General features: G+C 73.3%; 14 protein-coding genes. 9 read left to right on the top strand and 5 right to left on the bottom strand.

Annotated elements, in window-relative coordinates; all coding sequences use genetic code 11:
• Positions 1 to 18 precede the first annotated feature (18 nt).
• The 4 genes from ACGWYJ_RS20335 to ACGWYJ_RS20320 all read left to right on the top strand — a co-directional run bounded on the left by ACGWYJ_RS20335 (position 19) and on the right by ACGWYJ_RS20320 (position 3278).
• Positions 19 to 978 carry a hypothetical protein gene (locus ACGWYJ_RS20335; RefSeq protein WP_395107714.1) on the top strand — a complete coding sequence of 320 codons (960 nt, stop codon included), beginning with the start codon at positions 19 to 21 and terminating at the stop codon, positions 976 to 978.
• Entirely contained in the window at positions 975 to 1907 is a 933-nt protein-coding gene (locus ACGWYJ_RS20330) for a phosphotriesterase (protein WP_395107713.1), read from the top strand. The genes ACGWYJ_RS20335 and ACGWYJ_RS20330 overlap by 4 nt, the downstream gene beginning before the upstream one ends.
• Positions 1908 to 1989: 82 nt before the next feature.
• Positions 1990 to 3033: a hypothetical protein gene (locus ACGWYJ_RS20325; protein ID WP_395107711.1), complete on the top strand. Its 1044-nt coding sequence runs from the start codon at positions 1990 to 1992 to the stop codon at positions 3031 to 3033.
• Positions 3034 to 3047: 14 nt separating this feature from the next.
• Positions 3048 to 3278 (top strand): hypothetical protein, encoded by a 231-nt coding sequence (locus ACGWYJ_RS20320; protein WP_395107710.1) that lies wholly within the window; start codon positions 3048 to 3050, stop codon positions 3276 to 3278.
• Between the two features lie 45 nt (positions 3279 to 3323).
• On the opposite strand, the gene ACGWYJ_RS20315 is transcribed toward ACGWYJ_RS20320, so the two are convergent.
• Both ACGWYJ_RS20315 and ACGWYJ_RS20310 read right to left on the bottom strand, forming a co-directional pair.
• Complete coding sequence (locus tag ACGWYJ_RS20315) at positions 3324 to 5564, bottom strand: LLM class flavin-dependent oxidoreductase (protein WP_395107708.1); 2241 nt, start codon at positions 5562 to 5564, stop codon at positions 3324 to 3326.
• Positions 5565 to 5566: 2 nt separating this feature from the next.
• Positions 5567 to 6463 (bottom strand): LLM class flavin-dependent oxidoreductase, encoded by an 897-nt coding sequence (locus ACGWYJ_RS20310; protein ID WP_395107707.1) that lies wholly within the window; start codon positions 6461 to 6463, stop codon positions 5567 to 5569.
• Between the two features lie 95 nt (positions 6464 to 6558).
• On the opposite strand from ACGWYJ_RS20310, the gene ACGWYJ_RS20305 reads away from it, so the two are divergent.
• Complete coding sequence (locus tag ACGWYJ_RS20305; protein WP_395107706.1) at positions 6559 to 6942, top strand: winged helix-turn-helix transcriptional regulator; 384 nt, start codon at positions 6559 to 6561, stop codon at positions 6940 to 6942.
• Between the two features lie 2 nt (positions 6943 to 6944).
• Here the strand turns inward: ACGWYJ_RS20305 and ACGWYJ_RS20300 are convergent, their stop codons facing one another.
• Positions 6945 to 7241, bottom strand: a complete 297-nt coding sequence (locus tag ACGWYJ_RS20300; RefSeq protein WP_395107705.1) for a hypothetical protein — start codon at positions 7239 to 7241, stop codon at positions 6945 to 6947.
• Positions 7242 to 7325: 84 nt separating this feature from the next.
• Here ACGWYJ_RS20300 and ACGWYJ_RS20295 point away from each other — a divergent pair, with 84 nt between their 5' ends.
• Together ACGWYJ_RS20295 and ACGWYJ_RS20290 are read left to right on the top strand one after the other, a co-directional pair.
• Positions 7326 to 8078, top strand: a complete 753-nt coding sequence (locus ACGWYJ_RS20295; RefSeq protein ID WP_395107702.1) for a hypothetical protein — start codon at positions 7326 to 7328, stop codon at positions 8076 to 8078.
• A 186-nt stretch (positions 8079 to 8264) separates the two neighbouring features.
• Positions 8265 to 8915 carry an HNH endonuclease family protein gene (locus ACGWYJ_RS20290; protein WP_395107701.1) on the top strand — a complete coding sequence of 217 codons (651 nt, stop codon included), beginning with the start codon at positions 8265 to 8267 and terminating at the stop codon, positions 8913 to 8915.
• An 87-nt stretch (positions 8916 to 9002) separates the two neighbouring features.
• Here the strand turns inward: ACGWYJ_RS20290 and ACGWYJ_RS20285 are convergent, their stop codons facing one another.
• A complete protein-coding gene (locus ACGWYJ_RS20285) occupies positions 9003 to 9890 on the bottom strand; it encodes a phytanoyl-CoA dioxygenase family protein (RefSeq protein WP_395107700.1) in 888 nt (295 codons plus the stop codon).
• 318 nt (positions 9891 to 10208) lie between these two features.
• On the opposite strand from ACGWYJ_RS20285, the gene ACGWYJ_RS20280 reads away from it, so the two are divergent.
• Positions 10209 to 10925 (top strand): FkbM family methyltransferase, encoded by a 717-nt coding sequence (locus ACGWYJ_RS20280; protein WP_395107698.1) that lies wholly within the window; start codon positions 10209 to 10211, stop codon positions 10923 to 10925.
• A gap of 12 nt (positions 10926 to 10937) precedes the next feature.
• On the opposite strand, the gene ACGWYJ_RS20275 is transcribed toward ACGWYJ_RS20280, so the two are convergent.
• The gene (locus ACGWYJ_RS20275) at positions 10938 to 12011 is read right to left on the bottom strand and encodes a tartrate dehydrogenase (RefSeq protein ID WP_395107697.1); all 1074 of its coding nucleotides are present in this window, start codon (positions 12009 to 12011) and stop codon (positions 10938 to 10940) included.
• Positions 12012 to 12189: 178 nt separating this feature from the next.
• On the opposite strand from ACGWYJ_RS20275, the gene ACGWYJ_RS20270 reads away from it, so the two are divergent.
• Complete coding sequence (locus ACGWYJ_RS20270) at positions 12190 to 13263, top strand: SLC13 family permease (RefSeq protein ID WP_395107696.1); 1074 nt, start codon at positions 12190 to 12192, stop codon at positions 13261 to 13263.
• Positions 13264 to 13320 lie beyond the last annotated feature (57 nt).

The raw sequence follows: 13320 nt of genomic DNA, 5'->3' as shown, positions 1-13320 counted from the left end.
CGAGTGAGGAACGAGCGAGTGAAGCGAGGGGGGAAGGCGGTGCCCGGAGGCGCCCCGGAGGCGAGCGGCCGAGACGACCAGATCATGGAGTTCGTGGGGGTCAGCACGGCAGGATCCTCGATCATGAAGGTGTTCCCCGCGTGGGCGCGGGCGCTGGGGCTGCCCGGGGCGCGCCTCGTCGGGCACGACGTGCCGCTGGACGCCCCGCCGCGCGCCTACCGCGAGCTGGTCGCCGGGATGCGGGACGACCCGCGGCGGCGCGGCGCGCTGGTGACCACCCACAAGATCGCGATCCATCGGGCGGCGGCCGACCTGTTCGACGAGATCGACGACTTCGGGACGCTGGCCGGGGAGATCTCCTCGATCTCCAAGCGCGGCGACCGCCTCATCGGGCACGCCAAGGACCCGATCACGGCCGGGCTCGCGCTGGAGGAGTTCCTGGATCCCCGCCATTTCGCGCGGACCGGCGGCCGGGTGCTGTGCCTGGGCGCGGGCGGCGCCGGGACGGCGATCGCCTGGTACCTCGCGCGCCGCCCGGACGCCCCCGAGGAGATCATCTGCACGGACGTGGACGGGGAACGGCTGCGCGCGCTGGAGGACCTCCTCGCCCGCGGCGGCACCGGGACGAAGCTCACCACGCACCTGGTGAACGGCAGGGCCGACCACCTCCTCGACGGCCTGCCCCCCGGCAGCCTGGTGGTGAACGCCAGCGGGCTGGGCAAGGACCGTCCCGGATCGCCGCTCGGCCCGGACGCGGCCTTCCCCCGGGGCGCGCTCGTCTGGGAGCTCAACTACCGTGGCGAGCTGGACTTCCTGCACGCCGCGCGGGCGCAGCGCGAGGCGGCCGGGCTCACGGTCGTGGACGGCTGGCGGTACTTCATCCACGGCTGGTCGCAGGTGATCGCGGAGGTGTTCGACCTCCCGATGGGCCCCGAGGTCGTGGACGAGCTGTCGCGGATCGCCGGCGAGGTCCGATGATCCGCACCGCTCTGGGCGACATCGCCGGCGACCGGCTCGGCCGCACCGACTACCACGAGCACCTGTTCCAGGTGAGCCCGCTGCTCCCCGGGGACGAGCTCGACGACGAGGAACGCAGCGGCGCCGAGGCCGGGCGCCTGCGCGCGGCGGGGATCGAGGCGATGGTCGAGGCCACGCCGTGCGGCCTCGGCCGGGACGCCCCGGGCGTCGCCCGCATCGCCGCGTCCACCGGCCTGAACATCGTGCTGACGACGGGCGCGCACCGCGTCGAGCACTACGCCGCCGACCACCCGCTGCTGCGCCTGGACGCCGCCGCGCTCGCCCGGCTGTTCGTCGCCGAGCTGACCGAGGGCGTCCGCTCGGACGGCGACCTGGGCACGCCGCGTCCGGACGCGCCCGCCGCCGGGCTGCTCAAGGCGGGCATCGGCTACTGGCGCATCGGCCCGTTCGAGCGCCGCGTCCTCGAAGGGGTGGCCGAGGCGCACCGCGCCACCGGCGCACCGGTCATGGTCCACCTGGAGTACGGCAGCGCCGCGTTCGAGGTCCTGGAGGAACTGAACGCGCTGGGCGTCGCGTCCCACCGGGTCGTGCTGGCCCACGCCGACCGCAACCCCGACCCGGGCCTGCACGCCGAGCTGTGCGCGGCCGGCGCCTACCTCGGCTACGACGGGATGGCACGGCACCGGAACCGGCCCGACTCGACCGTCCTGGACTGCCTGCTGCGCACCGCCGAGCGCGGCGGCGCCGACCGGCTGCTGCTCGGCGGGGACGTCGCCCGCCGCACCCGCTACCGCGCGTACGGGGGAATGCCCGGCCTGGAGTACCTGCCGCGCCGCTTCGTGCCGCGCGTGGAAGAGGCGGGCGGTGCGGATCTGGTGCGCCGCATCCTCGTCGGCAACCCGGCCCGCCTCCTCGGCTGGAGTCTTTAAGGCTGATCAACGCCTGTCCATTTCTGCGCAAGAGTTCCCGCGAGCGTGGTTCGTACCGGGCCCTCGCCGGTACGGACGACATATGCAGCAGCCGCCCACCGGACACGACCGTTCACCCGGCGCCGGACGCCCCGAACCCGCGCGTCCCGCCGCCACCGCCAGCCGCCGCGAGGACTCTCCCGACGGCGACCGGCCGCACCCCGACCCCGACGTCCTGCTGGACGTCCCGGTCGTCAAGGTCGACGAGATCGACCTGGAGGTGGAGAACCTGCGCGCCCGGGTGGCGCTGGAGGCGAGCGTGCTCGACCTGCTGACCCTGAACGTCGGCGCGGACGTCGGCCTGGGCCGCGTCAAGCTGACGATCAGGGGCGTGGAGGCGCAGGCGCTGCTCAAGGTGCGCCTGGACAACGTCGAGCACATCCTCAGGCGGGTGCTGGAGACGATCGACCACAACCCCGAGATCCTCACCAACCTCACCCGTGGCGCCGGCAGCGCGGTGGGCGAGGTCGGCAAGGGCGCCGGTGGAGCGGTCAGCGACGTGGGCAAGGGCGCCCAGGGGGCCGTTGAGGACGTCGGCAAGGGCGCGGGAGGCGCCGTCCAGGACGTGGGCTCCGGAGCCGGTGAGGCGACCAAGGAGGTCGGCTCCGGCGCGGGAGAAGCCGCGAAGGACGTCGGGGAGGGCGCCGGACAGGCCACCAAGGACGTCGGCTCGGGCGCCGGTGAGGCGACCAAGGACGTCGGGGCGGGGGCGGGCGAAACCGCCAAGGACGTCGGGGCGGGGGCCGGTGAGGCCACCAAGAGTGCCGGTGAGGCCGCCAAGGGTGTCGGTTCGGGGGCCGGTGAGGCCACCAAGGGCGCGGGCGAGGCCGCCAAGGATGTCGGTTCGGGGGCCGGTGAGGCGACCAAGGGCGCGGGCGAGGCCACCAAGGGCGCCGGTGAGGCGGCCAAGGGCGTCACCGACACGGCCAAGGGCGCCGCGGGGGGCGAGGGCGGGGGCGGGCAGGAGCCGCCTGACACCACGGACCTTCCGGCGGGCGAGCTGGCCGGTGCGCTGGCCAAGAAGTCGGTCCAGGCGGGATGGGACGCGGCGGGCCGTATCGCGGAAGCGATGCGGCGGATCGCCTGAGGAGGGGACGCGCCATGCCCGAACGGGAACCCGACGTGGAGATCAGCGCCTCGGCGCGGGCCGACGAGCTGGTCGTCCACGAAAAGCCGGAGATCGAGGAGAACACCCACACGTCCCCGGACGGCGACTCCGAGATCCGTACCGAACGGACCAACCTGCCCGGCAGCACGGAACCGGGCACCGTCTACCGCGACATCCGGATCGACCACCGGCTCGCCGCCCGGCTGAAGGACGAGGGCGACTGATCGTCCCCCGGCGGCCGGGCGGCGAGACGGCGGTCCCGGGACGGCTCAGTCGCCGTCGGGGCGGATGTTGAAGTTGTCCCGGAAGACGTTGTCCGGGTCGTAGCGGCGCTTGAGCTCGCGCAGCCGCCGCAGCGTCTCCGGGGGCCATGCCTCAAGCAGCCGTTCCGTACGGGTGTCGGTCTCGAAGCTGAGGTACGTCCCGGAGATGTGGGGGCTCAGCGCCTCCCACGCGCGGTTCAGCCGTTGCCGGTTCGCGCCGAAGGCGCTCAGCTGGAAGTTGGCGGACCGTCCGGCGAACGCGGTGGCGTCGGCCGGCACGTCGGCGGAGGCGCCTCCCATGGAACGGATCTGGAAGAAGTACACCTGCCCGCTGCGCACCAGCGCCGCGGCCGCCTCCGCCAGCTCGGGCGTGAGATGCTCGGCCAGCCCGGCGCGGGTGACCGGTTCGCCCTGCGCCTCGTGGGCGGACGGCGGCGCGTCCATCACCGCCGCGTACGGCTTGATCTCGATGGAGTAGTCCAGCAGCGGCGCCGCCTCGGCGATGGGCTTGAGGCGTTCGACCACCGTCTCCGGGTCGTCGCTGTCGACCACCCCCATCACCTGGGCGATGGGCGGCATCCCGGGACGCGGCGCCCCCATGATGACCGAGGTGGTCGTGTCGCGCGGCGCGGCCTCCATCGCGGCGCCCCAGGCGCGCAGGAAGCCCGCGGTGTCGGACGCGTCGAACACGAACTGCCCGAAGGCCACGTCACCGACCTCGTCCACCTCGAACTCGAAGGAGGTGACGACGCCGAAGTTGGCGCCCGCGCCGCGCACCGCCCAGAACAGGTCGGGGTTCTCGGTCTCGCTCGCCCGCACGAGGGACCCGTCCGCCAGCACCAGCTCGGCGGCGCGCAGGTGGTCTAGGGTGAGGCCGTGCTCGCGGACGAGCCAGCCGATCCCGCCGGCCGTGGCGAGCCCGCCGACGCCGACACCGCCGTAGTCGCCCGAGGTGAGCGCCCAGCCGTGGGGTGCGAGCGCCGCCGCGACGTCCCGCCAGCGCGCGCCCGGCCCGATGCGGACGCGCCGGGTGTCCTTGTCGAGGACCTCGATGGCGTTGAGCGCGCCCACGTCGATGATGATGCCGCCATGGTTGGTGGACCGTCCGCTGATGCCGTGCCCGCCGCTGCGGATCGACAGCTTCACCGGCTGCGTGCGCGCGTACGCGAGGGCGTCGGCGACCTCCGCCGGGGTGCGGGGCCGCAGGACGAGCCCGGGTGAGCCGCCCCGCAGGTAGTTCGAGCGGACCCTCGCGTACGCGGCGTCCCCCGGCTCGACCGCCAGGTCCTTGAGGGACGCGGGGACCGCGTCGTAGTCGATGCCGCGATGCCGCCGCTCGCGGACGAAGAGGCTGGGGACGGTACCGGTGCGCACGCCGCGGGCGGAGCGTTCGGCGTCCACCGCCGCGCGCAGCGCCGGGACGACCTCGCGGGCGAACCGCGTCATCGTCGCCGGGTCGTCCGACATGAGGATGAACGTGCCGACGCCGTGGTCCACGGCGAGCGGGAGCAGCCGCGCGGCCCACTGGTCGCCCGGCCCGTCGAACGGCTCGACGTTCAGCAGCCGCCGGATCTCGCGCGGGTCGCGGCCGGCCTCCTCGGCGGCCGAGTCGATGATCGCGTTTCCTTCGGCGAGCCCGCCTGGCGGCAGGAACCGCAGGGTCGGCAGCCAGCCGTCGCCCGCCCGCCCGATGAGCCGCAGCATCCGGGGCTTCAGCGCGCCGATCCAGATCGGGACGGTGTGCGCGGGCGCCGGTCCGCGCTCGGCCCCGTCCAGCCGGTAGTGGTCGCCGGAGTAGCGCAGTGGGGAGCGGTCGGCGCCCGCCCACAGGCCCCGGATGACCTCGATCGCCTCCTCCAGCGCGTCCACCGCCTCGCTGGGCGTCAGCCGCTCGGCGCCCATGGCCTGCGCGGCGTCCCGGTACGGGGCGGCGCCGGCGCCCAAGCCCAGCTCGACGCGCCCGCCGGACAGCAGGTCGAGGTTGGCCGCCGCGCGTGCCAGCACCGGCGCGGGGCGCAGCGGCACGTTCAGGACGTTGGCGGCCAGGTGGATGCGTTCGGTGCGCGCGGCCACGTAGGACAGCAGCGTCCAGGTGTCCAGGAAACGCGGCTGGTAGGGGTGGTCCTGGAAGGTGACCAGGTCGAACCCCAGATCCTCGCTCAGCGCGGCCAGCTCGACCGGTGCCTGCGGGTCGTCGCTCGCAGGTGTCAGGAACGTCCCGAACCGCAGGGGGTGCCCGTAGTCCATGGTCATTTCCTTTCGGCCGCGACCAGCTCGCGCACCGCGGGGGCGACCTCGCGGCCGAAGATCTGGAGCGCGGTGGGGTCGTCGCCGGCCAGGATGTAGGTGCCGAACCCGTACTCCAGCGTCAGCGCCGTCAGCTGCTCGGCCCACTGCGCGGGAGGTCCGGCCAGCAGCCGGTCGCCGCGGGCGTGCCCGAAGCGGCCCCCGACGTTGATCAGCCGCCGTACCGCCGCCGGTGACCGCCCGGCCTCCTCGGCGGCCTCGTCGATGATCCGGTTGTCGGCGGCCAGCTCGTCCAGCCCCTGGACGTAGGCGAGGCTGGGCAGCCAGCCGTCGGCCTTGGCGCCGGTCAGCCGCAGCATGCGCGGCTTGTACGCGCCCAGCCAGATCCCGATGTCGTGTGCCGGTGCCGGGCCGCGCTTGGCCCCGTTCACCTGGTAGTACTCGCCGTCCACCCGGAAGCGCTCCTTGTTGCCGGCGTCCCACACGCCCCGGATCACGTCGATCGCCTCGCTGAGCGCGTCGACGCCCTGCCCGGGGGTGAGCCGCCGCCCGCCCATGGCCTCGATGGCGTCCCAGAAACCACCTGCTCCCAGACCCAGCTCGAACCGGCCCCCGCTGAGCAGGTCCAGGCTGGCCGCCGCCCGCGCCAGCACCGCCGGTGGGCGCAGCGGGAGGTTCAGCACGTTGCCGGACAGGCGGATCCGGTCCGTGCGCGCGGCCACGTAGGACAGCAGCGTCCAGGTGTCCAGGAAACGCGGCTGGTAGGGGTGGTCCTGGAAGGTCGCCAGGTCCAGGCCCGCGGCCTCGGCGGTCCGTACCAGCTCCACGACCTGCCGCGGCTCCGCGTTGGACGGGGTGATGAAGGCCCCGAACTCCAGCTCGTGCCCGTAGTCGGACATCTCTCCTCTATTCCCTTCACTCAGACCCGTAGACCCTGCAACATTGCTAGTCACTTCTAAATTCCTAGTGACATCGTGCGCGCTAGTCTAGAGGCATGGCAAGGACTGCGAAACGGACCACCGCCAACGCCACTGCCACCGGGCGCGGCTCGGTGGCCCACGCCTGCGTCCGCGCCGACGCCGCGCTCGCCCGCGCCTTCGAGTTCCTGGGGAAGCGCTGGAACGCCGTCGTCCTCGGCTCCCTGCGCGAGGGGCCGGCGGGCTTCCGCGAGCTGTCACGGGCGATCGGCGGGATCTCCGACTCCGTGCTGTCCGACCGGCTCGCCGACCTGTGCAGGGCCGGCCTCATCGAGCGGACCGTCGCCGAGGGGCCGCCGGTCGGCGTCTCCTACGCGCTCACCGATCGCGGCGCGGCCCTCATGCCCGCCCTGGAGCAGATCTCGTCCTGGGCCGAGGAGCATCTGCCACCCGGCGACTGAGGTCAGCAGGCGCCGGGGCCGGGGGCCCGGCCGCCGGGGCGGCGGGCCTGGAACTCGCCCTCCCAGAACAGCGCGGCCTCCCGGTCGGCGTCCGAGCAGCCGCACTCCCGGGCGTGCCGGGTGGCGGACGCCGCGCGCCGCGCCAGGGCGGACGCGCGCACCGCGGCGCACCAGCAGTGATGGGCGATCGCGGCACCGGTCGTCCGGCCGACCGCCGGGCCGTGTCCGGCGCAGTCGCACAGCGGTGACCCGCGCATCTCCAGTTCGTCGGCGATGGCCGCGCGCTGTGCGTCGAGCATGACCGCCATTCTCCCGGTGCCCGCCGGTCGGCGGGAATGTTTCGGCCATGGCAGGATGACCGCTTCGAGAGGATCGCCCGATCCATGAGAGGTGTTCCTGTGAACCGGTCCGGCTCGTCCGCGCAGGCCGTGGTCACGGCCCTGGTGGGGCTGGTGTCCATCGCCGGGGCCTGCGCGCTCGCGCTGGCCGGTGGCCCGCTTTACGGGCCGGTGCCGTTCGCCTTGTTCGGGGCGGCGCTGCTGGTGTTCGCGCCGCTCGCGGCTCCGCCGCGCTGGAACGGAAAGCCCGAGGAGCGGGAGATCGAGCTCGGCGATGGGCCGGTCCGCGCCCTGGTGATCCCGTTCGCGCGGTGGCGGTTCGCCGCCCAGGCCGCCTTCACGCTGCTGGTGACGCTCGGCGGCCTGCTGGGCATCGTGCTGGGCCTGGCCGCCGGCGAGTACGGGTTCGCCTTCGCGATGGGCGTGTGGAGCCTGGTGATGGCGCCGATGGCGGTGCTCGCCGTACGGCGCCTGACGCTCCGGTGCCACCTGGCCATGACCTCCGGCCGGCTCCACCTCCGGGCGCCGGGCAACCGGATCGACGTCGCCTGGGACGACGTCGAGTCCGTCGACCCGCTGCCGGCCGGAGGTCGCCTCCTCTACGGCATCACGCTGGCCCCCGGGGTGGACGCGCCCTCGGGAGGCGCGGCCGGACGGCTCCGGGAGCGGTTCGGGGCGCACGTGTTCGTGCAGGCGGACTGGCTGGCCGTCCATCCGGACGACGTCATGGAGGCGTTCACCCGCCACCTGTCCGGCGAGGACGGCGGCGGCCGCCATGACGGCGGCGTCATCGGCTGACCCACGTCTCCCCGGGCCGGGCGCGGGCGGTGACCGGCAGTGTCCGACCACGCGCGCGGAGTCGTTTAGGCAAGTGGTGATATTTATGGAAATTGACCGAAATGTCACCGTCGCAGTGCCGCCGGGCCCGCTCTCACCGGGGGATCCGACCCCTGGCCGGGCACGGCCGCAGAAGGGCACTCCCCGATGCGACGACCGCTCCCGCTCGCCCGCGCCCTGGGCGCCGTCTCGATCAGCATGCTGATCAGCACCGCCCTGATCGGCGCCGTGCCGGCGCCCGCGTCCGCCACCCCGCCGAACATCCCGTCCGCCGCCACCGCGGCGTCCCGCCTGGCCCAGCTGACCGTCGCCGCCGAGTCGCACGGCGACTCCTACGACCGCGACCTGTTCCCGCACTGGAGCACCGTGTCCGGCGCGTGCAACACCCGAGAAGAGGTCCTCAAGCGGGACGGCACGAACGTGGTCACCGACTCCTCCTGCGCGGCCACGTCCGGGACCTGGTTCTCCCCATACGACGGCGCCACCTGGTCATCGGCGTCCGACGTGGACATCGACCACATGGTGCCGCTGTCGGAGGCGTGGGCGTCCGGCGCGTGGAGCTGGACGACCGCGCGCCGCGAGTCGTACGCCAACGACCTGGGCGGCCCCGAGCTGTGGGCGGTCACCGACAACGTCAACCAGTCCAAGGGCGACAAGGACCCGGCGCAGTGGCAGCCGCCGCGCGCCTCGTTCCGCTGCGCCTACGCTCGCGCCTGGATCCAGGTGAAGTGGTTCTACGGCCTCACCGTCGACAGCGCGGAGAAGAGCGCGCTCACCTCGATGCTCGGCACCTGCTGACGTTCGCGGGCCGCCATGACCGGCGTCTTGCCCCCAGGACGGGGACGCCCGGATCAGGGCCGTGCCGGGGTCGGGCGTGCCGCCGGGTCAGCCGGTCAGGCGCGCCCGTTCCTCGGCTCTCATCCGCTCGTGGCGGCGGACCCGTTCCGGGACGATCCGCTCGCGGGGCCGCGTCGGGTGGAACGCGTACCGGTCGGTGCCGAGGGCGCGCAGCACGGCCCGTTCGACGGGGGAGAAGTCGCGGGGGTCGGGCCGGTCGAACCGCATCGGCTCGGCCAGCGTGACCGGCGGGTTGGTGATGACGCGCGGCAGGCGCAGCACGTTCTGCGCCCGCGCGTGCAGGACGTACGGGTGCATCAGGTACACGTCCCCGAGCCGCCCGGTCGCCTCCACGAACCGCGAGCATTGGCCGATCAGCTCCCGGTAGGGGAAGTCCTCGGGGTGGACGCCCTCGGGGTGCTCGGCGAGGTAGCGGGCGACGGGACCGACCGAGTCCGCCGCGACGAACGTGGCCCCGCCCTGGTGCCGGACGTCCGACCACAGCACGAGCGTGAGCAGTCCTTGTTCGGGCGAGTCGAGGAAGTGCCGGAAGAAGTCGCCGTCCTTGTGCCATCCGGGTGAGTCGGGCGAGGCCGGTGACCAGGGGCGGTCGGCGCCCTCGCCGAAGTTGACGATGAAGCCGTCCGTCCAGTTGTAGGGCTGCGCGATGCGTTCCTCGCCGCCGAGGAGGTCGCAGACCGCCAGCCATGCCTTGGGCGCGAACCGCCTGATGTCCATCTCCCGGTGGTCCGGCATGTGGACCGAGGGCTCCGCCCAGGTCGTCCTGTCGTCGGGGTCGTAGCCGAGCCGCGTCCACAGGGTGCTGGTGAACTCCTCGGCGTCGTCGGCCGAGAAGCAGCCGCGGACGACGACGTAGCCGTTGGCGAGGAAATGCTCCACCTGCTCGTCGCTGAGCACCCGGTAGCCGGAACCCACGGCGGTCACCTCCGCCTCAAGAATCCGTGGTCCGCGTCGCCGGATCAAGACCGCCACCGGCCACGGCCGGCGGGGGACGCCGTGAGCGGGGTGTTTCCGTGACGCATTCGTTGTGCCGGGTGATATTGCCGCCGGGCTCCGGCCTGGCTAGCCTCCGGATCGTTCAGCGACGTATGGGCATGAGGCCATCCAGCGAGGGCATCCGCTCCCTTCCTGCCTCCGACGTCGGCGGTTCGGTGTTCCGGTCGAGGCGGTTCGGAGGCGAGGACGGTGCAGGCTCAGGAATCCGCGCCCCGGAGCGGCCCGCCACCTCGCGTCGTGCACCGTGTGGCGCGCGCCGTCCCGCCGCGGATGATCGGCGTCGCGGTCCGGGCCGTCTACCCGCGGATCGAACCGGAGCTGGCGCGGGCCGAAGAGTTCGTGACCCCCGGCGGGACGGCCGTCGACGTGGGCGGATGGTTCGGGCCCTGGACCGCCAGGCTCGCGCGCTCGGCCGACCGGGTGGTGACGCTGGAGGCCGCCCCGGAACTGGTGCGGCTGCTGCGGCGCGCCTTCCCCCGCTGCGAGATCGTCCATGCCGCCGCGTCGGACGAGTGCGGGCAGGCGGAGCTGTGGGTCCCGTCGTCGGTGCTGGTGGGCGTCGCCTCGGTGGAACGGCGCATCGGCCGTCCCGTCCGGGTCCCGAAGGTGACCATCGACAGCCTGGGGCTGAGCGACGTCCGTTTCATCAAGATGGACATCGAGGGCCACGAGCTGCCCGCCCTGCACGGCGCGCGGGCGACGATCGAGCGGGACCGGCCGGCGATCCTCGTCGAGCTGGAGGAGCACCGCCGGCCCGTCAGGCCCGTCGTCGCGCTGCTGGAGGGCTGGGGGTACAAGGGCCGGGTGCTCGTCGACGGGCGGTGGACGCCTCTCGACATCGACGACCTGATCGCCCGGCAGAGGGAGACCGCGGCGCAGGCGACGCGGGGCCTGCTGAGCCGGGTGGTGCGCCCGGGGCCGCGCTATGTGAACCTCGTCCTGTTCACCGCCTGACCGGCCCGGCGTTCACAGGGCCGCGACGAGCCGATCGGTGAACTCGGCGGTGGTGGCCGTGCCGCCCAGGTCGGGGGTGCGGACGTCGCTCTCGGCCAGGACCGTCGTGATCGCGCCGGTGACGGCGTCCGCGGCCTCCGGGTGGCCCAGGTGGTCGAGCATCATGGCGGCCGACCAGACCGTCCCCAGCGGATTCGCGATGCCCTGTCCCGCGATGTCCGGTGCCGAGCCGTGCACCGGCTCGAACATGGACGGGAACCGGCGCTCGGGGTTGAGGTTGGCCGACGGCGCGATGCCGATGCTCCCCGCGACCGCCGCCGCCAGGTCGCTGAGGATGTCACCGAACAGGTTGGACGCGACGACCACATCGAACCGCTCGGGCCGCAGCACGAACTTGGCGGCCAGGGCGTCGATGTGCTCCTGGTCCCAGGTCACGCCGGGATGGGCGGCGGCGCGCTCGGCGACCAGCTCGTCCCAGAACGGCATGGTGTGCACGATCCCGTTGGACTTGGTCGCCGACGTCAGCCGCCCGCGCCGCCGCCCGGCCAGGTCGAAGGCGTAGTCGAGGATGCGGGTGACCCCGGCGCGCGTGAACACCGACTCCTGGACGGCGGCCTCCTCGGGGGTGCCGCGGTAGATCCGCCCGCCGATCTCGCTGTACTCGCCCTCCACGTTCTCCCGGACCACCACGAAGTCCACGCCGCCGTCCTCGCCTCCCGGGCGGGCGCCGCGCAGCGGGCTCCGCACACCCTCGAACACGCGGATGGGACGCAGGTTGACGTACTGGTGGAAGCGGCGCCGGATCGGGATCAGCAGCCCCCACAGCGAGACGTGGTCGGGCACGCCGGGGTGGCCGACCGCGCCCAGCAGGATCGCGTCGTGCTCGCGGAGCCGGTCCAGGCCGTCCTCGGGCATCATGGCGCCCTGGCTCAGGTACCGCTCGCACGACCAGTCGAACTCGGTGTAGGCGAGGGTGACGCCGTGCCGCTCGCCCACGGCGTCCAGGACCCGCCGCGCCGCCGGGACGACCTCCCGGCCGATGCCGTCGCCGGGGATCAGGGCGATGTGGTGATGTGCGCTCGTCATGACGACGATTGGATCAACGGGTGCGCGGGCGCGTATAGGCATCGCCTATGAGTCCTGTAGCCGACGCGTCTGGATTCGGTCAGGGCACTCCCCCTTGAATGTGACCTGGGACACGGGGGATCCATAACAACTGAAGGACGCCGCCAGAAGGCGGGTTCAGGCTCCGAGGAGTGCTCCCATGAAATCCGACGAGACCGAGCCGCGACAGCCCGGCGTAGCCCCCACCGCCCCCAACCCCGTCCAACCGCCCCCCGCCGGCCGGGCCGAAGGCCCGTCCGGCCCGTCCACCCTGGTCGACGCCTCCGGGCGGACGGACGTCACCAAGGCCCTCATGGGCCAGGCCACCTACCGCAGCCTCGGCGAGCAGCGGCTCTCGCCCGCCGAGGAACGTTTTGAACGGGCGCGCCGCACCACGGGGCTGTGGCTGGCGCCGCTGGTGGCCGCCGTCTTCCTCGCCCTGCCGCTGGACATGGCGCCGTCCCAGCAGACCCTCGCGGGGATCCTGCTCGGCGTGATCGTCCTGTGGGTGACCGAGCCGGTGCCGATCCCGGTCGGCGGGCTCATCGGCGTCGCGGCGATCGTGGTGTTCGGCGTGGTGCCGCCGGACGACGCGCTCTCGCCGTTCGGCTCGCCCACCATCTTCATGTTCATCGGCGCGTTCATCCTCGCCCAGGCGATGCTGAAGCACGGCGTGGCGCGGCGGTTCGCGTTCTTCGTGCTGTCGCTGCCGGGGGTCGGCCGGTCCACGTTCCGGCTGATCGTCGCGTTCGGCGTGATCACCTGCCTGCTGTCGGCGTTCGTGTCCAACACCACGACCGTCGCGATGCTGCTGCCGACCGCGCTCGGCCTGCTCACCGTCATCGCCAAGATGCTCCAGGACCGCGGCATGGTCGCCCCCGGCTTCGACCCCGCGCGTCTCCGCGTCGGCGCCGCGCTGGTGCTGATGCTCGCGTACGGCGCCGGCGTCGGCGGCCTGCTCACCGCGTCGGCCGCCGTGGTGGTGCCGATCATCATTCCGATCGCCGCCGCGGCCCAGGTCGATCCGTTCGTCCCGGCCCTGGCCGCCACGTTCGCCGCCTCGTTCGGCTTCATGCTGCCGGTGTCCACGCCGCAGAACGCGATCGCCTACGGGTCCGGCGTCGTCCCCATCACGACGATGATCCGGTCCGGGTTCACGTTCGACGTCATCGGCGCGCTCCTCATCATCCTGGGCCTGCCCCTGATGGTGGCCCTCACCGGAATAGGAGGCTGACGCACAAGCAGGGACACAGATGTACGGAAGGGGCGTGCGTGGCCGGTGCCGCCGCCA

This window comes from Actinomadura sp. SCN-SB, from assembly GCF_043906805.1.
Classification (GTDB): domain Bacteria; phylum Actinomycetota; class Actinomycetes; order Streptosporangiales; family Streptosporangiaceae; genus Spirillospora.
Note: the sequence above shows the minus strand (reverse complement) of the source record. Positions and strands in the feature narration are given on the sequence as shown.